Annotated in this window: 21 protein-coding genes; 5 read left to right on the forward strand and 16 right to left on the reverse strand. The window is 42.6% G+C overall.

The features are described 5' to 3' along the window. Nucleotides 1-2 precede the first annotated feature (2 nt). Together MKZ26_RS12460 and MKZ26_RS12465 are read right to left on the reverse strand one after the other, a co-directional pair. A complete protein-coding gene (locus MKZ26_RS12460) occupies nt 3-425 on the reverse strand; it encodes a Na(+)/H(+) antiporter subunit B (protein ID WP_067205198.1) in 423 nt (140 codons plus the stop codon). Continuing rightward, nucleotides 415-2,826 (reverse strand): Na+/H+ antiporter subunit A, encoded by a 2,412-nt coding sequence (locus MKZ26_RS12465; protein WP_340766380.1) that lies wholly within the window; start codon nt 2,824-2,826, stop codon nt 415-417. Before MKZ26_RS12465 ends, MKZ26_RS12460 begins: the two co-directional genes overlap by 11 nt. 534 nt (nt 2,827-3,360) lie before the next feature. Between MKZ26_RS12465 and MKZ26_RS12470 the strand changes: the two genes are divergently transcribed. Next, nucleotides 3,361-4,035: a histidine kinase gene (locus MKZ26_RS12470; RefSeq protein ID WP_067205195.1), complete on the forward strand. Its 675-nt coding sequence runs from the start codon at nt 3,361-3,363 to the stop codon at nt 4,033-4,035. 222 nt (nt 4,036-4,257) lie between these two features. On the opposite strand, the gene murB is transcribed toward MKZ26_RS12470, so the two are convergent. After that, nucleotides 4,258-5,178: a UDP-N-acetylmuramate dehydrogenase gene (murB, locus tag MKZ26_RS12475; RefSeq protein ID WP_340766381.1), complete on the reverse strand. Its 921-nt coding sequence runs from the start codon at nt 5,176-5,178 to the stop codon at nt 4,258-4,260. Nucleotides 5,179-5,376: 198 nt separating this feature from the next. Here murB and MKZ26_RS12480 point away from each other — a divergent pair, with 198 nt between their 5' ends. Continuing rightward, entirely contained in the window at nt 5,377-5,904 is a 528-nt protein-coding gene (locus MKZ26_RS12480; RefSeq protein WP_067205190.1) for a YceI family protein, read from the forward strand. A 190-nt stretch (nt 5,905-6,094) separates the two neighbouring features. Here MKZ26_RS12480 and MKZ26_RS12485 read toward each other — a convergent pair whose 3' ends face one another. Further along, on the reverse strand, nt 6,095-6,733 hold the full coding sequence (locus MKZ26_RS12485; RefSeq protein WP_067205187.1) for a DsbA family oxidoreductase: 639 nt from the start codon (nt 6,731-6,733) through the stop codon (nt 6,095-6,097). 102 nt (nt 6,734-6,835) lie between these two features. Here MKZ26_RS12485 and MKZ26_RS12490 point away from each other — a divergent pair, with 102 nt between their 5' ends. After that, the gene (locus MKZ26_RS12490) at nt 6,836-8,212 is read left to right on the forward strand and encodes an FAD-dependent oxidoreductase (RefSeq protein ID WP_340766382.1); all 1,377 of its coding nucleotides are present in this window, start codon (nt 6,836-6,838) and stop codon (nt 8,210-8,212) included. A 106-nt stretch (nt 8,213-8,318) separates the two neighbouring features. Here the strand turns inward: MKZ26_RS12490 and MKZ26_RS12495 are convergent, their stop codons facing one another. Next, nucleotides 8,319-9,245 (reverse strand): manganese-dependent inorganic pyrophosphatase, encoded by a 927-nt coding sequence (locus tag MKZ26_RS12495; RefSeq protein ID WP_338653784.1) that lies wholly within the window; start codon nt 9,243-9,245, stop codon nt 8,319-8,321. A 41-nt stretch (nt 9,246-9,286) separates the two neighbouring features. Next, nucleotides 9,287-9,730, reverse strand: coding sequence for an RrF2 family transcriptional regulator (locus tag MKZ26_RS12500; protein WP_067205180.1), 444 nt, complete (start codon nt 9,728-9,730; stop codon nt 9,287-9,289). A gap of 162 nt (nt 9,731-9,892) precedes the next feature. Between MKZ26_RS12500 and hmpA the strand changes: the two genes are divergently transcribed. After that, nucleotides 9,893-11,080 carry an NO-inducible flavohemoprotein gene (gene hmpA, locus MKZ26_RS12505; RefSeq protein ID WP_340766383.1) on the forward strand — a complete coding sequence of 396 codons (1,188 nt, stop codon included), beginning with the start codon at nt 9,893-9,895 and terminating at the stop codon, nt 11,078-11,080. 1,220 nt (nt 11,081-12,300) lie between these two features. Here the strand turns inward: hmpA and MKZ26_RS12510 are convergent. The 4 genes from MKZ26_RS12510 to MKZ26_RS12525 all read right to left on the reverse strand — a co-directional run bounded on the left by MKZ26_RS12510 (nt 12,301) and on the right by MKZ26_RS12525 (nt 16,108). Then, nucleotides 12,301-13,101 carry an alpha/beta fold hydrolase gene (locus MKZ26_RS12510; RefSeq protein WP_340766384.1) on the reverse strand — a complete coding sequence of 267 codons (801 nt, stop codon included), beginning with the start codon at nt 13,099-13,101 and terminating at the stop codon, nt 12,301-12,303. A 426-nt stretch (nt 13,102-13,527) separates the two neighbouring features. After that, nucleotides 13,528-14,583, reverse strand: a complete 1,056-nt coding sequence (locus MKZ26_RS12515) for a YkvI family membrane protein (protein WP_340766385.1) — start codon at nt 14,581-14,583, stop codon at nt 13,528-13,530. A 331-nt stretch (nt 14,584-14,914) separates the two neighbouring features. Beyond that, nucleotides 14,915-15,430, reverse strand: a complete 516-nt coding sequence (locus MKZ26_RS12520; RefSeq protein WP_187046535.1) for a type 1 glutamine amidotransferase domain-containing protein — start codon at nt 15,428-15,430, stop codon at nt 14,915-14,917. Between the two features lie 63 nt (nt 15,431-15,493). Then, nucleotides 15,494-16,108 carry a DNA-3-methyladenine glycosylase gene (locus MKZ26_RS12525; RefSeq protein WP_445683421.1) on the reverse strand — a complete coding sequence of 205 codons (615 nt, stop codon included), beginning with the start codon at nt 16,106-16,108 and terminating at the stop codon, nt 15,494-15,496. 196 nt (nt 16,109-16,304) lie between these two features. On the opposite strand from MKZ26_RS12525, the gene MKZ26_RS12530 reads away from it, so the two are divergent. Continuing rightward, nucleotides 16,305-16,595: a nucleotide pyrophosphohydrolase gene (locus MKZ26_RS12530; protein WP_067205165.1), complete on the forward strand. Its 291-nt coding sequence runs from the start codon at nt 16,305-16,307 to the stop codon at nt 16,593-16,595. Nucleotides 16,596-17,180: 585 nt separating this feature from the next. Here MKZ26_RS12530 and MKZ26_RS12535 read toward each other — a convergent pair. The 6 genes from MKZ26_RS12535 to MKZ26_RS12560 form a co-directional block, all read right to left on the reverse strand. Then, nucleotides 17,181-18,071, reverse strand: a complete 891-nt coding sequence (locus MKZ26_RS12535) for a glycine betaine ABC transporter substrate-binding protein (RefSeq protein WP_067205163.1) — start codon at nt 18,069-18,071, stop codon at nt 17,181-17,183. Between the two features lie 14 nt (nt 18,072-18,085). Beyond that, nucleotides 18,086-18,724, reverse strand: coding sequence for an ABC transporter permease (locus tag MKZ26_RS12540; RefSeq protein ID WP_067205160.1), 639 nt, complete (start codon nt 18,722-18,724; stop codon nt 18,086-18,088). Then, on the reverse strand, nt 18,721-19,689 hold the full coding sequence (locus MKZ26_RS12545) for an ABC transporter ATP-binding protein (RefSeq protein WP_340766386.1): 969 nt from the start codon (nt 19,687-19,689) through the stop codon (nt 18,721-18,723). The genes MKZ26_RS12540 and MKZ26_RS12545 overlap by 4 nt, the downstream gene beginning before the upstream one ends. Then, complete coding sequence (locus MKZ26_RS12550) at nt 19,686-20,228, reverse strand: adenylate kinase (protein ID WP_340766387.1); 543 nt, start codon at nt 20,226-20,228, stop codon at nt 19,686-19,688. Before MKZ26_RS12550 ends, MKZ26_RS12545 begins: the two co-directional genes overlap by 4 nt. Beyond that, nucleotides 20,228-20,875 carry a uracil-DNA glycosylase gene (locus MKZ26_RS12555; protein WP_340766388.1) on the reverse strand — a complete coding sequence of 216 codons (648 nt, stop codon included), beginning with the start codon at nt 20,873-20,875 and terminating at the stop codon, nt 20,228-20,230. Before MKZ26_RS12555 ends, MKZ26_RS12550 begins: the two co-directional genes overlap by 1 nt. Before the next feature lie 120 nt (nt 20,876-20,995). Next, nucleotides 20,996-21,337 (reverse strand): DUF6054 family protein, encoded by a 342-nt coding sequence (locus tag MKZ26_RS12560; protein ID WP_067205151.1) that lies wholly within the window; start codon nt 21,335-21,337, stop codon nt 20,996-20,998. Nucleotides 21,338-21,365: the final 28 nt, after the last annotated feature.

Consider the following 21,365-nt stretch of genomic DNA (forward strand, 5'->3'; position numbering starts at 1 on the left):
AGCTACACATCCTCACTAATACTTAAAATAATCGTTACAACAACACCGACAACAGTCAGTGCAACCCCTGCCTCAAACAGCACGACCGTCGCTAATTCCGTTTCCCCGAACACTGGCAAGTTGAAATGACTAGCCGTCTGTGTAAGGAATGATGCACCGAATAGAACTGATCCTAAACCCGTTCCGACTGCAAGCAATACACCAAACGCTGCAATCTTCTTGAAATCGAATGGGATGCCCTTATGGACTGTTTCGATATCGAACACCAAATAGAGAAGAACGAACGCGGAAGATAGGACGAGACCACCAATGAATCCACCTCCCGGATTATTATGACCGGAAAGGAACAATTCCACGCCGAACGTCAAAATGATGAAGACAACAATCTTCGTTACTGTCTGTAAAATGACATCATTAATCTTCAACGTCCTCGTCCCCCTTTCCGGCTTTCAGTTTAATCAATGTAAACACGCCAATTCCGGCGATAAAAAGTACAACTACTTCAAGCATCGTATCGAATGCCCGGAAGTCACCCAATATCGTATTGACGATATTCTTTCCTCCCGCCAACTCATAAGCATCTTCAAAGTATACTGAAATCGACTCGAACATCTTATTGCCTTGTACGAGGAGTGCAAGAACTGTAACAACCGTTCCTACCGAAATGGCAATAATACCTTTGAAAACTTTTAATGACCTTGTCGATTTCTCCTTGCTCCATTCAGGTAAGAAATAGAAACATAAGAGGAATAACGCAGTCGTCACGGTTTCTACGATAATTTGTGTTAAAGCCAAATCCGGTGCCCGGAACACGACAAAGAGAATAGCAATTGAATAACCGAGAACACCATTTAACAGGATTGCCGTCATACGTGATTTTACAAAGATGATGGCAATACTCGCACCCATCATTACGAAGATGATGATATACTCGCTAACCGTGATGGGAGCATCGTTAGAAAAATCGATTGAAAACCCACCGGTCCATAACAGGCCGCCACCGACAGTTAGGATGAAAAAAACAAATATATATGCAAGATAATCCCTAAGGTATCCCGTCATATAAGTCCGAGTCAAGAAAGAGGAAGCTTTCTCCGCCTGCGTCAACAAGCCGTTATACATGGAATCGAGATTCCAGCGCATCGGTGCAAGCGAGTAAACCCCGCGCCAATAACGAAGGAAGAAGTATAGCAATGCGCCCACTACGATAACACCAATTGTCATCATGATAGCTCCATTAAAACCATGCCAAGCAGTTATATGCGGGACAAGGCCTTCCGCACCTTCAAACGGAGGTAAAACCGAAGCCATTGCAGGCTTTAACAAATACTTTCCGACTACATTCGGGAAGAAGAAAATACCTACAACGAACAGTGCAAGAATCGACGGAGCAATCAGCATCCCAACTGGCGCTTCAAATGCTTTTCTATCAAGACGGTCCGGTTGATGTTTTCCAAGAAATGTCTGAAAAACGATAATCATGCTATAAACGAATGTCAACACGCTTGCAATCCAAGCAACGACAGGCAATAAGCTTCCCATCAGCGGCCCCATTGCGAAAATGTCGAGATTACGCACATTCAGTACGGAATCGAAAAACATTTCCTTACTAAGGAAACCGTTAAACGGCGGTAATCCTGCCATCGAAAAACTGCCGATAACAGCGATTGTAAACGTCACGGGCATGAGTGACATCAGTCCGCCAAGTCTACGGATATCTCGCGTTCCAACTTGATGATCGACAATACCAACGACCATAAAGAGAGCACCTTTGAACGTTGAATGGTTAATAAGATGGAACAAAGCGGCAAATGTCGCCTGTGTATAAATAACTGAGTCCGCGCTGTAGCCTTCGTTAAGCGCCGCTGAACCAAGTCCGAAGAGGCTCATGATCAGACCCAGTTGACTAATTGTTGAGTAGGCGAGCAATGCCTTCAGATCCGTTTGCCGCACCGCATTGACGGATCCCCAGAACAATGTAAATATCCCCACGCCAGTAACTGTATAAAACCACACCGCTTCCCCACCAAATACAGGTGTGAAGCGTGCGACAAGGTAAATACCTGCCTTAACCATTGTCGCGGAATGTAAATAAGCACTAACCGGTGTCGGCGCTTCCATGGCGTCTGGTAGCCAGATGTGGAATGGAAACTGGGCTGACTTCGTAAATGCACCAAGCAAAACGAGTAGCATTGCCGGTAAAAACAAACTTTCATTTGTATACTGACCAATTGTTGCAATGATTTCGCGCACACTGAACGACCCAGTCATTGTATGCAGCATGATAAAACCAACAAGCATCCCTACTCCGCCAGATACAGTGATGAGCATTGACTTTTGTGCACCATACCTAGACTTTTTGCGGTGGTACCAAAATGCGATTAAAAGAAACGACGAAATACTCGTCAATTCCCAAAAAACATATAGCACCATTAAGTTGTCCGAGAATATTACTCCAAGCATCGAGCCCATGAACATCAAAAGATAAACGTAAAAACGCCCTAATGCTTCGCGTTCAGACAAATAATATATGGAATAGAGAATTACGAGGCTCCCTACCCCAGTAATTAAAAGGCCAAAAATCATACTGAGACCATCTAGATACGTCGTAAAATTGATCCCAGCAGAATCAATCCATTTAATCGTATGTATATATGTTTTCCCTCCTGCAATCGCGGGAATGAAACTGGCAAGATATATGAATAGGACGAGTGGAACGGACATGACAAACCACCCGATATTGCGACTGCGCACCCTCTTATAAATGAACGGGACGAGTAGAGCAGCCAAAAACGGGATAAAAATAGCTATCGTTATCGCCAACAAATGCAAACCTCCAATACTAAACAGATTAAGAAAAGCGCAAGGCGCGGTTTAGCCCCGATAAGTAGAAGGGATTAAGTTCGGATCCTCCCTACTGGTAATCTTGAAGATAAAGGCGTACTAAGCCTTTTCAGCCAGACCGAGGCTAATGGAAGGAAGTCTGAAGTCTAGACATCGGCCCATGTAGAAAAATTTGTACCTTCTTACCTTTTAAAACAGTTGTAATAAACCACCTGAAAATCTACAGAAATACACAATCCATATTATGTATTACTTGTAAAACTCATTATTATATTGGGCAAACTTGACCTTCAGCGTGACTGGCGGGATAATAGGGAGCTATAGATAATAGTATTAGGGGAAGCTCAAAGAGATTACACAATAAATTATACACTATTACCATACTCTTAGCACTTTGAAGCATTCGCATCTTGTCAAATCGTTCATTTTCATATATAATTGTTTGGTTTTCAATCAGTACTAAACTTCTAACATGAATTCGACTAACCAAAATATAATTAAGAGGTGACTACCGTCATGGGCAAAGTAAAAGGTCGTATGGACGAGAGTATTCTCGTTTGTGTCTACTACGGTCCAAATGGTGAGCGTCTCATTAGGCGCGGACATAAAATTGCAACGATCATGGATTGTCCAATGTATATTTTAACAGTGGACCCGCTTCCTTATGATGAATTTGACGCGGAAAAATCCGAATATATCGATCGTTGGAAAGAACTCGCTGAAGAACTTGAAGTAGAAGATTTCATAATCCGGGATAATGAAAAACGTACTTCCGCAAAAGTTATTAAGGAAGTAGCTCATACACATAACATTACCCAAATCATTCTTGGGCAAACTGCTCAGAGTAGATGGGAAGAGATTACTAAAGGTTCGTTCATGAACGTATTGTTACGAGAAATCACATTCGTCGACTTCCATGTCGTTTCTGTCGATCGCGCCATCAGAGACGAGATTGACGGCATGTTCGAAAAAGGCGTACGTGCCTACTTAGTCGAAGACAGTAACGGTTTCCGCGTCAACTTCACGCTTTCAAAAGAAGTTCGCTTTGAAGGTATTTTCTTCAAAGAAGTTGGAACTGACTTCAACAATGGGATTTTTAAATTCATGAGTAACAATAAAATGTGCCAAGTGCACATTACAGACGACCAGGTTACCGACCCTGCACTGCTCTCGTGTAAAAACGCCAGATGATAAGAAAAGCGCAAGTCGCCTTTTAACCCCAACAAACGCTGGAGAAAAAGGCGATCTCTGCCTTTAAATAAAGGACTGAAACTCAAAGAAGACAGTCTAAATTCGCGACTTTGTGTTGAGGTTGATGCCTGGAGCCTAAACACTGCTCTACGTCAAAAAACATATAGTTTCCTTAAAAAAACAAAAAAGCGGATAGCCCAATCATGGGTCATCCGCTTTTTGCTATTCCGTTATTTCTTCGCCGACGATTTTCACTTCAAGTTCCAGTTCAACGCCGAATACTTTTTTCACTTCCGCTTTCACCATGTTAATTGTCTGAATGTAATCGGATGCGGTCGCATTATTTTTATTGACGATAAAACCAGCATGCTTCAATGAAACTTCTGCTCCGCCATGCCCTTTTCCCTGAAGACCGCAGTCTTGAATAAGTTTGCCCGCAAAATAGCCCGGTGGTCGTTTGAACACACTTCCGGCCGATGGATACTCAAGCGGTTGCTTTGATTCACGCTGGAAGGTTAAGTCTGCTACCTTCCCATCAATAACACCCTGGTCTCCTTGTGCGAGTTGGAAATCTGCCGAGAGAACGTAGTAGCCCTCTTGCGATATAATACTCTTCCTATAACCGAGCTCAAGTTGTTCTTTTGAAAGAACTAACCGCTCTCCAGCTTTCGTTAACACTGTTGCCTGCACAATTATATCTTTTATCTCCCCACCATACGCGCCGGCATTCATCGCCATTGCGCCCCCGATGGAGCCTGGAATTCCACAGGCAAATTCGATACCCGACAGTGTAGTCGCTGCCGCACGTTTTGAAACGTCAATGATTAGTGCCCCCGCCTCGGCATGCACAAGTGATCCTTCAATCCTTATCGTATTGAGTTGTGACAAGTGAAGGACAATTCCTCTTACACCGCCATCCCTGACGACCATATTCGACCCGTTTCCGAGTAATAATAATGGAATATTATTTTTATATGCGTAACGTACTGTCGCCTCTGTTTCATCTATTGTTCCAGGTATGACAAGAAGGTCTGCAGCTCCTCCAAGTTTTGTCATCGTGTATTTACATAGTGACTCGTCAATTAATAATGTACCTGTTGTAATTGTTTTCTGAAGTTCTTCATACCATTGATGTTTCGACATCAACATTCAATCCTTTCAATTTAAAGCTTTTCATCTTTAATAGTATGCTTGCAAACTTATACTTTGACAAGGAATACTAATTAGAATAAAGGTCTTACTATTCACCTTATTCAAATTAAATTCGATTAAATACCTTGACTTCAAGATACTTATCGAATATAGTAAGAACATAACTTATTCAGAGAGGAAGTTTTTCCAATGACAAAATGGACAGTAGACGCTTCACATACAGGTGTTGGTTTTTCAGTTAAGCATATGATGGTTTCTAAAGTAAGAGGACGTTTTACAGGCGTAGAAGGTACAATCGAAGGGAATCCTGAAGATTTGACGGGTGCTAACATCAACTTCACAATCGACGCTACAACAATTCATACAAATAGCGACGATCGTGACAACCACCTTCGTTCTGCTGATTTCTTCGATACAGAAACATTCCCGACAATCACATTCGTTTCAACAGATATCGTAAAAAAAGGCGATAACGAATATGACGTTACTGGCGATATGACAGTTAAAGATGTAACGAAAAAAGTTACATTCGAAGCTGAGTATGAAGGTACAGGTAAAAACCCTTGGGGCGTAGACGTAGCTGCTTTCGAAGTCGAAGGGAAAATTTCAAGAAAAGAATTCGGTCTTACATGGAACCAAGCGCTTGAAGCAGGCGGCGTTCTTGTAGGTGACGACATTAAAATCACAATCGATTTACAAGCAAACCCAGCTCAATAAAGAAAAGTGAAAGGCGCCGTTTAGCCCCGACAGGCATAAGTCGAATTGGCGAAGCGGCGTTTTTTTGCCGCACAGCCAATTCAACTTATGACCAAGGGGTTGGCGACTGAAGTCCAGACAGTAATAAATAACTTAAAAAATCGGCCATGCGATCATTATGATCACATGGCCGATTTTTTATTTCTTTTGTTTAAACTTCTTCTTCCGCGGCTTGTCGAAGTGCATTTGCAAATGCTTCTGCCGGCTGCGCTCCTGAGATTGCATATTTGCGATCGATAACGAAAAACGGAACACCTTTCACACCTATTTGCTGGGCTTCTGCGATATCCATTCTTACATCATCTGCAAACTCATCAGAATCAAGAACTGCTTTCGCACGGTCACGTGAAATTCCTGCTTCTTCGGCAATGCGAAGCAATACGTCTTCTGCACCTATTTTTTCACCATCTATGAAATAAGCTTTCAGTAAACTTTCCGATACAGTCTTATCGAAACCTTCCTGTTCAGCAAGTTTCGCTAGACGGTGTGCATTAAATGTATTTGCTGGCGTCATTACGTCAAAGTTATAATTCAATCCCACAGATTTTGCCTGGTCCACTACATTATCAGTCATCTTCTTCGCTTCTTCCACACTCATCCCATACTTCTTCGCAAGGACTTCTGTCATCAGTGTATCGGATACTGCGGGCGAATTCGGATCTAGTTCATATGCTTTGAAAACAACTTCAGCCTTTTCCCCAAGACCAGTTTGCTCTAATGCCTCTTCTAATCTGCGCTTTCCAATATAACAAAATGGACAAACATAATCTGACCATATTTCAATTTTCATTTTTCCCGCCACCTTTCATACTCTTCATTTTAAATTCAATCAAAGAAGGGAACAATGAATATGCTTACTACTATTTCAAGCAGACTTGACGGAGGTTATTTTATGTCCAATTCATTATGGCTTAGTACTGCATATCCACGTGAACCATATCCAAAACTTGAGGGCGATGTCACTTGCGACGTCTGCATCATCGGGGGCGGACTAAGTGGAATTGCAAACGCCTATTTTCTAGCTAAAGAAGGGAAAGATGTTATCCTTCTCGAAAAAGATACAATCCTAGCGGGAGCTACGGGCAACTCCACGGGAAAACTGACTGCCCAACATGACTTCGTTTATGCAAAGTTACTAAAACAGTTTGGACGAGACAATGCAAAAATGTATTTTGAAGTGAACGAAGAAGCCGTTCTATTTGGGAAATCTATTGCAATAAAAGATGAATTAAAGGCAGCTGATTCTATTCTTTATTCTCAATCTAAGCTTGGCACTGAATTACTCCGTTATGAAATGAATGCATACAAGGAACTTGGCATCCCAGGTGAACTGGGGAGGAATTCTGAATTACCGATTCAGATTGACGCAACACTTACATTGAATAACGAAAGTCAGATTCATCCTGTGCGATTCGGACAACACCTTGCACGTCTTGCGGTTGAAGCAGGTGCGCGTATTTACGAACAATCGGATGTTTTATTAATGGATTTAAAGAAACGTCTACTTTCTATGAAATCGGGACATGAAGTTCAATTCAAGGAACTAATATTATGTTCACACTACCCAATTGAAGCACTGCGTGGGCTACAAATTATGAAATTGTCTGTCGATCGATCTTATATCGTCGCGGCAGAAGGTGATATGCCACTTCGCGGGCAGTATATTGCAGTCGATGAACCAAAACGATCCATCCGAACGGCACAAATCGATGGAAAAACGTATTTTCTGCTGTCTGGAGAAAGTCATCAGGCGGGAATGGAAAGCGATACACAGATACATTACAATCGGCTTTACACCGATTTGCAAGATGTGTATAACCTCTCTCCCCTGACTCATGGCTGGTCCGCGCAAGACCCGCAGACACCCGATCTGATTCCATACGCGGGAATTATTTCTTCTAGCATGCCTTACGTCTATTTAAGTACGGGATATCGAAAATGGGGACTATCGAATTCAATGGCGAGCGCCCGGATTATCAGCGATCTAATTGTCGGCAAAGAGAATCGTGCTTCCGAACTTTATTCACCTGATCGAACAGGGTTTGGTACATTCTTACTGCAAGCTTTGAAAAATACTGGGCTTGTCTTAAAAGAATTTACTGGCGGTCATATTACACGGACGGACTCCCCCATCTGTACGCATATGGGCTGCCGGACGAGGTGGAATGCCGGCGATGAAACATGGGATTGCCCGTGCCACGGCTCACGCTTTCGAAAAGACGGCTCCGTCCTCGAAGGCCCTGCGACGAAACCACTTGATTTGAAATAGGATATGGCTATCATAACTAATCCGAGATACCAGCTCATCCTCAATTAAAACAAAAAGGTTGCAATCCACTTTACGCGGACTGCAACCTTTTCCTATTCACTTCATATCATTTCAATGCTTCAGTCAATACTGGAACAATTTGCATCTTACGGGAGACGACACCTTTCAATGTTGCCGTGTTGTTCACGAGTGTAACATTGAATGCTTCGCTAGCGCGCCCCGCTTCTTTACCAAGTGCCAATACGATTGAGTCGTTGTTCAATATGTCAGTTACGACAAACAAAAACAGGTCGAGCCCTTTTTCAGCAATGACACGGTATAGAAGGTCTTCCAAATCGGCTTGACGATTCATAACATCATTGATGTCAATTGCATTCACTTGTGCAATTTCAATCTTCACTTCATTGATACCAAATTCTTTCGCATCAAGTTTCACAAGATCTTCGAGCGTTTTACCACTTAAATCTGCACCAGCTTTCAACATAGCCAGTCCATATTCTTGTGCATCCACACCTGTGATAGCAATCAATTCTTCAACCGCAGCACGGTCTTGGTCTGTATACGTCGGTGACTTGAATAATAGTGAATCCGAAATAAGTGCAGACAGCATAAGCCCAGCAATATTTTTCGGTATTTCAACACCGTTTTCTTTATATAGTTTGTTTAAAATCGTTGCCGTACATCCTACCGGCTCTGCACGGTAATAGAGAGGATCGTTCGTTTCAAAGTTAGCAATTCTATGATGATCGACAACTTCGATTACTTGCACATCATCAATATCATCCACACTTTGCTGTTTTTCATTATGGTCGACGAGAATGACTTTCGCTACTTCTGGCGCGGCTTTTTCGATAAGACGTGGCGCTTCAAACCCAAAATATTCAAGCGCATAAGCCGTTTCATTTGTTACATCACCGAGTCTTACTGCTTCCGCATTCATTCCCAATTGCTGCTTTAAATACGCGTAACTGATTGCCGATGAAATTGAATCGGTATCAGGATTTTTATGTCCAAAAACAAAAACTTTTCCCATGAAAAATAGCCCCCTGTTTTTTTATATTCTTTTTCATTTTATCATAATGGATGGTCAAACAAAATCGCTTTGAGCTCATCTTTATTAATGATAAAATCTGCCACTGTATAGTTATCTAAAACTGCTAAATAAGCATTCAACGCTTCGTGTAATGCACCTTTTAATCGGCAAACCGGGGAAAGAATACAACTATTCGACTCAGAATTAAAACATTCAACAAGATGAAAATCATCTTCCGTCCTTCGAACTAGTTTTCCAACGTTGATGTCTTTAGGTTCCACTTTCATCCTGATGCCACCACCACGACCGCGTATCGTTTCGATTAACCCCATCTTCCCTAGCTCGTGCACTACTTTCGTCAAATGATTTTTCGAGATATTGTATGTATCTGAAATTTCCTGGACCGTTGATAATTCCCCTGGCTCTTTTGCTCCCAGATAAATTAAAACACGCAACGAAAAGTCTGTGTACATCGTTAGACGCATAACTTCACCGCTCTTTCAAATACCATTATAACGTTTGTGGCAATTACGTGAAAGAAATGTGACTAACTTTCTAACACTCTCTAAAGATGTATTATAAATATATCTTTAAGCAATTTTATAGTTTAAGCTTGAGTTAACAACTACGAAAGGTCGTGCTACAACATGCTATCACAAGAAACCATTACCATTATCAAATCAACCGTACCTGTATTGGAGCAACACGGTAAAACAATTACAACAGTGTTTTATAAAAATATGTTCGAGGCTCACCCTGAACTGTTGAACATCTTCAACCATGCCAATCAATCCCAAGGACGTCAACAAAACGCACTTGCAGGACTGGTTTACGCGGCAGCTGCAAATATCGATAACCTCAGCGCTGTTTTACCTGCTGTCGTTCAAGTTGCGCACAAACACAAATCACTCAACATTACACCAGAACAATATCCAATCGTCGGCTACTACCTATTAGGCGCTATAAAAGAAGTATTAGGTGAAGCTGCAACTCCTGAAATTATTGGTGCTTGGGGAGAAGCCTATGAAGTTATCGCAGGTGTCTTCATCGGTATCGAAAAGGAAATGTATGCCAAAGCCGAGGAAATGGATGACGGCTGGAAAACATTCAAAGACTTTGTAATCGCGGATAAAGTAGTTGAAAGTGATGTTATTACATCATTCTATTTAAAACCTGTTGATGGCAAAAAAGTACCCTCATACAAACCAGGACAATACATCACGTTACGTGTCACAATTCCAGGCGAAGACTATATCTTGAATCGCCAATACAGTTTGTCACAAGCACCAACAGGCGACTCCTACCGCATTTCTGTTAAACGCGAAGATGAAGTCACACCGAACGGTAAAATGTCCGTTAACCTTCATCGTGAAATGAATGTCGGCGACACAGTTGAAGTTAGTGTTCCAGCGGGTGTATTCCACCTTGATATGGAAAGTAAAAATCCAGTGACACTTATTAGCGGCGGTGTTGGTATCACGCCAATGATGAGCATGTATGAATCCATCGCCAAAACAACACCAGAACGGCCGGCTGCATTCCTACATTCGGCACGTACACGCAAACACCAAGCATTCGATGCAAAATTACGCACGTTGAATGAATCTATGCCTAGTTCCACATATGCCGTGCTCTACTCAGATGAGGGGGATGGCTTTATCAACCCCGACTTCCTTGCCGCTAACGTCATTGAAGGCAGCGATATCTTTGTTTGTGGGCCAACACCTTTCATGCAAGCTGTCATTAAAGGTCTATATGCACTCGGCGTTCCAGAAGAAAAAATAAACTTCGAATTCTTCGGCCCTGCTGAGGAACTAGAACTTGTAAACACATAATCCGCGACACCTATTTTTTAGCCAAGAGTAACCAGTGAATAACATGATCATCTACTGGGTGCTACGTGTATAGTTGACTTTGGATTGTTTAGGATTGAATGACTTCTATACGATTACGGAATTTCTGGATGTGTAGAGATGCGACTTTGTCGCATCCCTACACATTTTTTCGGTAATCGTATGGTGATCCTTCATCCGTCGCGCTCCAAATGCATTAATACACAGAGTGCTGAAACTTTCTATATATGTTGAATTAAAGAATCCCATTGAATCTGCCGTGGCATTCAATAATAAGAGAGGTGTAATTCGGGGTGTGGATTGTAGAACGCTTGGCGCTTTGGGGATGCCTCTCGCCGTAAGCCTGGATTAGCGCTTCGCATCCAGTCTTACAGCTTCGGCGACCCCTTTGCCGCGCCTGCGCTAGGGTGTTCATTATCGAGAGAAATGTGATTTCGAGATGTATATGCTGAGATTATAAGGGTTACTAGTTGATACTACTTATAGTCAAGAAAGACGTACTCCAGGTTGCAGATTTCATCACAGCTAATGAAATGCGCTTTCTCACATAGACCATCCAGCGAAGACGCGACTTCGTGGTAGCCGGAGCGATAAGACTGAAAGCGGTCTTCTTTCTGGCTTATCGCGGGAGGCATCCACAAAGCGTCGAATCGGTATTGTCGGGAATTCTATTTAATTCTAAGTATTGGGACTTTTTCAGCGGCCTCTAAAAACCTTTGTAAAGCGCATACGCCGTATTCATTTGTTCAACATATATATAGTTTTTTCTTTTTTTAGTAAAGAAGTGTCACTTTCTATAAGGTAACACATGATTACATGCATACTCTTTGCTAAAGGTAAGCAAGGAACGCTTTGTACAATGTGCGAGAGTGCCCGAAATTGCATCTTCGGGCACTTACACACTCCATAGAATGTCATCTATTCTTTTCTTCCAAAACTACTGCATTTTTCACTTGAATAGTGTAGGAACGCGACAGGCAACTATTCGTAATAGTATTACTGAAAAGTGTGTGGCTAGAAGTGACTCCGTCACTTCTAGCCACACTTGGACCCCTCAGTAAATCTGTCATGAATAGTTAGTCGAAAGCGGGCCGAAAATAGTGCAGTGAAAATGAAAATCATCAAGCCCTACTCACCAGTATTTCATGCAAATAAATGGTTGTTCAACAGACGTGATCATTCGTCAATCTGCAGAAAAGCCGTCATCCCAGTTGGATGACGGCTTTTCTTTGTTCGATTTTAGCTATATAATCGATGGCTAACTTATTGAACATTTCCGGTTGGTCGATATTACAAACATGGCCGGACTTTTCAATTTTAACGAATTCAAATCCTTTATTTTTACGAACAACTTCCTCAATCGGCGGAATGAACAGATAGTCTTCCTCACCCATCAAAAATAATGTTGGAATGGCCGTTGTCGATGCTTGTAAGCGGGTCAAGTATGGATTGATAAGCTTAGTGAGGGAAAACCATTTGATAAATTCCTTCTGGTACACCTTTTTGGCTTCATTGACGAAAGCCATTCGCGATTCTTCGTGCTGTTTACGCGGCATAATAATATAAGCAAATAATTTATAAAGGAGCATATAAGGGACAAAACGCTTTACTACACGTCCCCCCAATAATAATAACTTTGTTCGGATATCAAAACGAATAATCGCTCCACCAAGAATGAGTGAGTTTACACGTTCTGGGAAGTTATCTGCCATAGTCTGTGCGACGATCGTCCCGAGTGACATGCCGATAACATGCGTGTCTTTTATGCTAACCTCGTCTAGCACTTCAATTACTTCCTTCGATATATCCATAAATGTATCGCCTTTTTTCCACATTCCACCGGCAGATTGTCCGTGCCCCCGAAGGTCAATTAGGAGAACATTATGTTGTTTTCTAAATTCCCGAATTTGTTTGTACCAGACAGAAGAGCTTCCGCCCGCGCCATGTATGAATGTTACCCAAGGGGTTGTCGGGCTAATTTCGTAAGTTCTATAGTGAAGCAAGCTGCTCACCCTTCCAAGTTAACTATGTCTATTAAACCATCATACATGGAACCAACTCAACCTTCATAAGTGTTCAATCGCTTTATTCTCTGAAAGAGCGACTTCTTTTCGACACAAACTGCAGTAAGAAAAGCGCAAGTGCCTTGGAGACTAGACGTGAATTATCACTTTTCACTATATAAGTTGAAATAAAGATTCCCTTCAAATCTGCTACGGCGCTCGGGTATGCCTCCCGCCCTAAGCCAAGCAGCTTCGCCGCCAGTCTTAGGGCTTCGGCTCCCCCTTGTAAGGCGCCTTCGCTCAGTTAATATAGGTATTCATTTGTTCAACATATATAGAAAGAGATTTTGTAATTTCCCAAGCCACAATAAACAAAAACGGTCATCGAAGCTCAGCTCCGTGACCGTCCCTGTTTTTGAAATAGCCTTATCTCTTAACCTTTGCAGGAAGTTTGAATGATGCGTAAATCAGTGCGACAACAAGGAACAGACCAAGATATCCGATTGTTGGATAGAGTTTAGCTACAAGTTCCTTAAAGCCGACAAAGCTCAAACCAAATCCGATAATGAGGGTGATCAAAACGAAAACATTGAATTTCTTCGTACCAATTTGAATGAAACGTGCTCCGAAAGAATAGAACATGCCGACCGCAGTATTGAATATCATGCCGTATAGGATGAACGCCATGAATATGCCAAGTATAGGCGAAACATCGTTGATGATTGCCAACATTGGCATCTCAGCATCTCCAACTGTTTCGATTTTAGCGAAAATCGCCAAGTGGCTAAGCAAGATAAGAATCCCTAAACCAAGTCCTCCGACAAATCCGCCCCATGCCGCTATTTTCTCATCCTTCTCTGTTCCTCCCATGACAATGGTCATTGAGGCTCCTACAGCTATGTTAAACGACACATAGTTGATTGCCGAGATGAACCAGTTTGGCAATGTCGTTTTTACGCCTTGAGCAATTGGATCGAGGACTGCAAAAGAAGTGTCCATGGTTGTTAAACAATAAATAGATACAAGGACAACCGCAAGAATAAGGAATGGTGTAATACTTCCAATTATGCCGACGACCTTATCGACATTAAGCATAACCGTCAACATGACAAGAACAATCATAAGAAGACTGCCGACAAATGGCGGCAACCCGAACTGCTGGTTCAAGTTTGCACCTGCCCCTGCAATCATAACAACCCCTACACCAAATAACGTAATAATTATTATGTAATCAACAATAATCCCTAAGTAACGACCACTTATTTTATAAATGACCTCTTTATGAGAAGTGGTCTGCATACGACTTCCAAGTCGAGTAAGTACCATTCCGAGATAAGCAAAAAATGCTGTCGAAATAATTGCCCCCACAATACCAAGAAGACCGAAACTTGTAAAAAATTGTAGAACTTCCTGTCCGGAAGCAAAACCTGCTCCAACGATTATACCGATGAAAGCGCTTCCCATTTTAAGTACTTTTTTCATGATGTCCCCCTAGTTAGTACACGGCACTAAAAATTAGCAACTCCATAAAACCGTCACATTTTTAATATTAAGTGTTATAGTACTCTTCTAATTTATCACTCTTCGGATACCTTTTCAACAATAACAAAAATTTAAGCGCCTAGTCAAGACCGACAAATATAGGACAGAACAGCAGAGAAGCGTTTCAGTTGGCATGTCCCCCACACCCCTTAAGCATTGAAGTTTAGACGTGAAACCTTCTCCACAGTTTGAGTTTTATAATCTCCTACTAATACAAAAAAGGCCGCATAACCGGCCTTCTTTGTATTATTTGCTATTCTGCTAATACTATTTACTTTTCGAGAAGTTTTAATGATTCACGATTAAACGCTGGTATGTCCTCAGGTGTACGACTTGTCACAAGCTGATTTTGGCACACGACAACTTCTTTATCCACATATTTCACACCTGCATTTTCCATGTCAACTTTTATCGATTTATAACCCGTTGCATCTCTTCCTTCAAGGGTTTTAGCTGTGATTAAAAGCTGAGGACCATGACAGATTGCAAATACCGGTTTTTTATCATCCATGAACGTCTTCGCAAATTGCACGAAGCGGTCGTCTGCACGTAACTGATCCGGGGAGAACCCTCCAGGGATAAATAATGCGTCAAAGTCTTGCGGTTTTACATCATCGATGCCGAAATCCGTCTTAACTTTTGCAGTACCTTGCTTCCCGGTCACTTCAACACCTGCTGATTTTTCAATTGTCACTACTTCATGTCCAGCATCCTTGAATGCTTTTGCTGGTTCCGTGTACTCCGAGTCTTCAAATAGATTCGTGATTAAAGTTGCTATTTTAGCCAATTTAAATGCACTCCTTTTTTTGTTTGTACTCTTGTTCTATACCTCTTTGAGCTACACTTAAACTTAAGGACGATACTTGGAGACATAGGGATTATCTTTTTCATAAAAACGCCATGGATAATGAACTGCTTCCCCGGAGTTTCCAATACCCACTCGGGGACCTGCCATAATTTCTTTAGGTGCAGCACCTGCGGCAATAAATAGCGGTTCATCTGTCCAATGATGACCGTAATACTTCATTGTCACACCAAGTGCTTTCGATAATTTCCCTGGGCCATTTGTCCAATCTGTCATTTTTAAATGATGGCCGCGATTCTCCTGTATCAGTTCTAATCCAGTCACTGGCTCTCCTGCCCTGATAAGAATGGCATGGGGTGTTCCAATTGCTCCGCTCACAACATTCATTAAGGTATGTGTATGCATTTGATAGGTATAAATAAGTCCAGCGGTTCCAAACATGATTTCTGTCCGCTTCGTTCGACGATTATCAAAACTATGCGCCGCTCTGTCTTCAGGTCCATGATACGCTTCCGTTTCAACAATACGAACCACAATATCCCCTTCCGGCTGTTTGTGTACAATATACTGCCCGAGCAAATTTCGGGCCAATTCGAGTACAGGTGCCTCAAAAAATAGTTTATCTATAGGTGTATAAATCACAATCTCCCTCCACTTCATTATTAGTATTCCCTAGAATCACAAGTCTAAATAACGTATACTCAAGAAAAACATCAGGCGCCGTCCAGCTCCGACAGGCTTAAGACAGTTTGCGGAGAGGGCGTTCTACAGCCCTAGCAATTAAATGCCTTATGTCCCGAGGAGTTGGCGCCTGAAGCTGGACATCAAGAAAAACAGTCGATAGGATGAGATAACTTTGGAAAAACTACAAACTGAAATACGTGAATTTACGAAAGCTCGAAATTGGGGCGGCAATCATGATGCTCGAAATCTCGCCATTTCAATTTCTTTGGAAGCAAGTGAGTTACTAGAACACTTCCAATGGAAATCTGGAGAAGAAGCAGTCGCTCATAATAAACAGGAAATCGTGGATGAGGCAGCGGACGTATTTATTTATCTATTACAATTCGCTGATCTCATCGGCATAGATTTGGAAGAAGCTGCACGTGCGAAAATGAAGAAAAATGCAGAGAAATACCCTGTATGAATTAAGTAAACCGTTCCCAGTCTTGCGGGAACGGTTTCTTTCTTTAAAAGTTAAAGTATTTGGTTTTCGACCTGGGTCAGCATCTATATACTAGGCACTATTAATTTAGAATTCGATAGAAACTTTAATAATCTCCTTGTATGATGAATGATTCTAGCGATGGAGCGACAAGTGTGAGCCGAAGTAATGAGACCGACAGTAATCTTCTGGCGGGCTCATTACGGGAGGCCATCACCAAGCGACGAAGCGGTATCGGAAACTGCTTCCTAGTATCCCATCACAAAAAACCACTTGCTTTCCATTTGTTAAGTGCCAAGTATATAGCGCTTGCGCTTTTCTTTATTGTCTAGCTACAGCGCCCAGAGGCTTGGGTCATAAGTCAGTCCAGCTATGCAGCAAAGAACGCTGCTTCGCTAGCCCGTCTTATGCCTGTCGCCTCTACCAAGGCGCTTGCGCTTTTCTTTATTGTCTAGCTACAGCGCCCAGAGGCTTGGGTCATAAGTCAGTCCAGCTATGCAGCAAAGAACGCTGCTTCGCTAGCCCGTCTTATGCCTGTCGCCTCTACCAAGGCGCTTGCGCTTTTCTTTATTCCTTAATTAATTCTTTTTCAATCAAAAACGCGCGGGCAACGTCTTCTGGTTTCTCTTTATCCAAATCAACGCGGGCATTCATTTTCAGCATATCTTCTTCCGTAATTTTTCCTGCTAAGCTATTAAGCACTTTCTCAAGTTCAGGAAACTTCTTCAATGTTTCCTGACGCACGACTGGTGCTGCATCATATTTCGGGAAAAATCCTAGATCGTCTTCCGTTGTGGCAAGATCGAACATCTGAATACGGCTGTCTGTTGTGAATGCTGGAATAACATCAACATCCCCATTTTTCACCGCTTCATACATCACATTTGGGTCCAGGCTCTTCGTGTCTTTGAATGTAAATGGATAAGAAATTACCATATCATCATAGCCATCACCTTTACGCTCATAGAAAGCATGCGGGGCTCCGAATATCATTTCTTCATCTGCGGAAATTCCTGCGAGGTCGGAGTATGTTTTCGCATTGTATTCTTTATCCTTCGTGAAAGCCAACGTATAGCCGTTTTCGAAACCAAGTGGCTCTAGCCATGTCACTCCAAATTTATCTTCATAGCCTTTTTTCACACGTTCCAAAACGCTTTCAGAACTCTCTCCCGCTTTCGATTCTTCTTTCAGAACGTCTTTCAAACCCGTTCCTGTATATTCTACGTAAAGATCGATATCGCCTTTTTCAAGTGCAGGCGTCATGATAGCTACTTCACCTAGACCATCTTTATACTTCACTTTATAATCCGTTTCTGCCTCAATATATTGCCCTAAAATATGTGGCAGTATGAATTGCTCTGTCCATGGTTTTCCACTGATAACAATTTCATCTTTACCGCCGCACGCCCCAAGTAACAGTGTCAACGACATTAAAATAATTCCTAATCCTTTTTTCATCTTTCTTCCCCCTATCAATGTTGTACGCCTTTTGGAGTTACCTTCTTCTCTACCCATTTTAGGATGAAGTCAAAAGCGATGGCGAGTAATGCAACTGGCAGCGCTCCTGCAAGAACAAGCGCATTATTATAAGATTGCAAACCCCTATAAATAACATCCCCCAGTCCGCCTGCCCCGACGAATGTTGCAAGAGTGGCAATACCTACCGTCAGCACAGTCGCTGTCCGAATACCCGCCATGATAACAGGCAAGGCAATCGGAAACTCAATTTTCTTCAAGATTTGGTTGGGCGTCATCCCCATTCCGCGTCCCGCTTCGACAATCGCCTCATCGACACCTGTAAGACCCGCATATGTATTGCGTACGATTGGTAACAATGCGTAAATAATAAGTGCAATAAGAGCCGTTTTTGAGCCTATTCCGATTAACGGAACAAGAAAACCGAACAATGCAAGGCTTGGTATCGTCTGTAAAATCGCTGCTACACCAATGATTGGCTCTGCAAAACGACGATGACGGGCAACCAGCATTCCCGTTGGTAGAGCAATGAGTATCCCGATGGCAAGTGCTACGAAAGACAGAAAGATATGTTGGAGAAAAGCTTCTGTAATCATGTCTGAACGACTAGTCACTGTCTCGATAAAGTTCTTCATGATTTCACCCACTTCCCGTTATCCATTGACGCTTGCAAGAGCGAATGATGACCAATATAGCCAATCACAACTCCATCTTCAGCTACGGCAAGACGACTGCTAGGATGGGCATCCAGGACAGTAATTGCATCATCGACTGTCAGCATTGAAGTCACTTCTCTTACCTCGCCTGTCCATGTTTCATCATAGAATCTAACGAACTCTTTAATAGGCCTCTGACCGAAATTACGCTGTCTGTCAATTCGTTCCTGTCCAATGAATTCACGCACGAAATCATTTGCCTGATTTTCAATCAATTCATCAGGCGAAGATATCTGCTCAATTTTCCCCTCCCGCATCACGATAATTACATCCGCAATTTCGAGTGCTTCGTCCATATCGTGTGTTACAAATACAATTGTTTTTTTGATTTTCTTCTGTAGCTTCTTCAATTCTTTTTGGAGCTGTTCACGGCTGATAGGATCGAGTGCCGAAAAGGGCTCGTCCATTAAAATAATGTTCGGGTCACTCGCAAGTGCCCGGCTAACGCCGACCCGCTGCTGTTGACCACCTGATAGCTCAAAAGGGTAACGTTTCTTAAATACAGCCGGATCAAGATCCACCATATCAAGTAACTCATCGACACGAACAGCGGTTTTCTCTTTATCCCACTTGAGTAATTCAGGAACAAGTGCAATATTATCTTCAATCGTCATATGAGGAATGAGACCGATTCGTTGAATGACATAGCCAATTGAACGCCGTAGCTCCACTTCGTCTCGTTCGAAGATTGGCAGCTCATCGATATAGATGGCGCCTTCTGACGGTACTTCCAGCCGATTAATCATCCGCATAAGCGTCGTCTTTCCACAGCCAGAAGGTCCAATAATGGCCGTTAACTTATGTGTGGGGATTGTCACGGATACATTTTTCAATGCTTCCGTTCCATCCGCAAAACGTTTTGTTACATTTTCAAAGCGAATCATAGAACTCCTCCTTTTGTATTTCTTTGCGGTGTAGTCGCTAACCATCTTTCAACTTCAACCGATGTCTTCAGCAGTACGACATCCGCTTGAGTTTTCCGCAAAATGTCTAAGACACCCGGTCGAACGACTTTCGGATAGCGCCAAATCCAGCGGACAAAATTCATATCAATCTTTTCGGGACATCCCTCCGCCATATCTGAACGAGTCTGTCCCCAATAACTCCATACCCTCTTCGTGACCCGTGATAAGCAAAGCCAGTTCGAAAAATCAAGAAAGATGATTAGATCCGCATATTGTGCTCTCATTTCAAGTGTAGAATTGAAATGCCCATCGATGATCCATTCAGGCTGCGCTACCAAGTCTTTCAACATCTCACGGAATTCCGGTTTTGGTGTAGGTATCCATCCTTCATTCCAAAACAGTGCATCAAGATGATGCAAAGGCAATCCCCACCTCATAGCGAGCTTGCGTGACAGGGTCGACTTTCCAGCTCCACTGCAACCGATAATCAGTACTTTTTTATGATGAATCGCTTCCACTAATTCATCTCCCCCAATATACGGCCAATCTCCAACCAATCTGCATCTAATGAGGGTCTATGCGACGGCCTGTAAAAGATAGACGCGGGATGAAATGTCGGCACTATCCTGTACAACTTCTGTGTCAAGTTGAAGCTCGTATCATCTAATTCGTTTAAAAATTGAATGGGGCGATCCAACAGCTGCCCGTGAAGCTCCGTCACCTTCGCCTCTTTGCCAAGTAATCGCTGCAATCCGACGTTACCAAGCGTGACAATGAGCTTCGGCTCAATATTTGCTAGTTCATAATCGAGCACTGGCGCATGTGCCAAAATTTCTTTCATGGTTGGTGGCCGATTATATTTCCGTTCTGTCGTGGTTCCGTCACGGTTACTTTTCGTTCCCCATCTATATGGCCTACTGCGGACTGCACTTGTAATATAAACGTCTTCACGTGTTAAACCGATTGTCTCGAGTGACTTCATCAGTTCCTTCCCAGCACGACCGATAAAAGGAATGCCATCAACCAATTCGAATTCACCAGGAGCTTCGCCGATTAGCATCAGCTCCGGATTTTTGGGACCTTCTCCGTAAATAAACCCCTCCACAGGAAAACCTTCTATCCGTTCCCGGCCAAGGTTCGCAATCGATTCAGGTATACGGAACATCTAAGCACCCCTCTCTTGTGTTTTCATTTTAACAAAATAAGCCTTTCCATCAAAAGGAAAGACTCTGGACTATGTCGCTATTGGTTTGTTGCGTTGATTATTTTTGCCCATCTCTTCATTCTAACCCACTATATACGATCCCAATGCAGACTCCACACTGTTTGCAAAATTATTTCCAGCGCCCCAATCAAAGCGCAGGAACATCCCTTCTGAACCGCCGGATGCGACCGCATGGACTTTCGTTTGTCCCTCTAAATTATCGATTGTCACAGTAAGCGACGCGCGGTTGCTGGACCTCATATAATACTTTTCCAACACTAGGACATGGACTTCGTAATCGCCTAACCGCCTCACATACCGATCGACAAGCGTTCCACTGATACTCCCTCTGACTACAAATTGCTCAATAACATCCATTGCCGCCGCTGGTAAAATAGATACAGTAAATTCGCGTACTGACATATTCTCATCCCCTTTATCCTTACCTTCT

The sequence above is a fragment of the Sporosarcina sp. FSL K6-6792 genome (genome assembly GCF_038004885.1).
Classification (GTDB): Bacteria; Bacillota; Bacilli; order Bacillales_A; family Planococcaceae; genus Sporosarcina; species Sporosarcina psychrophila.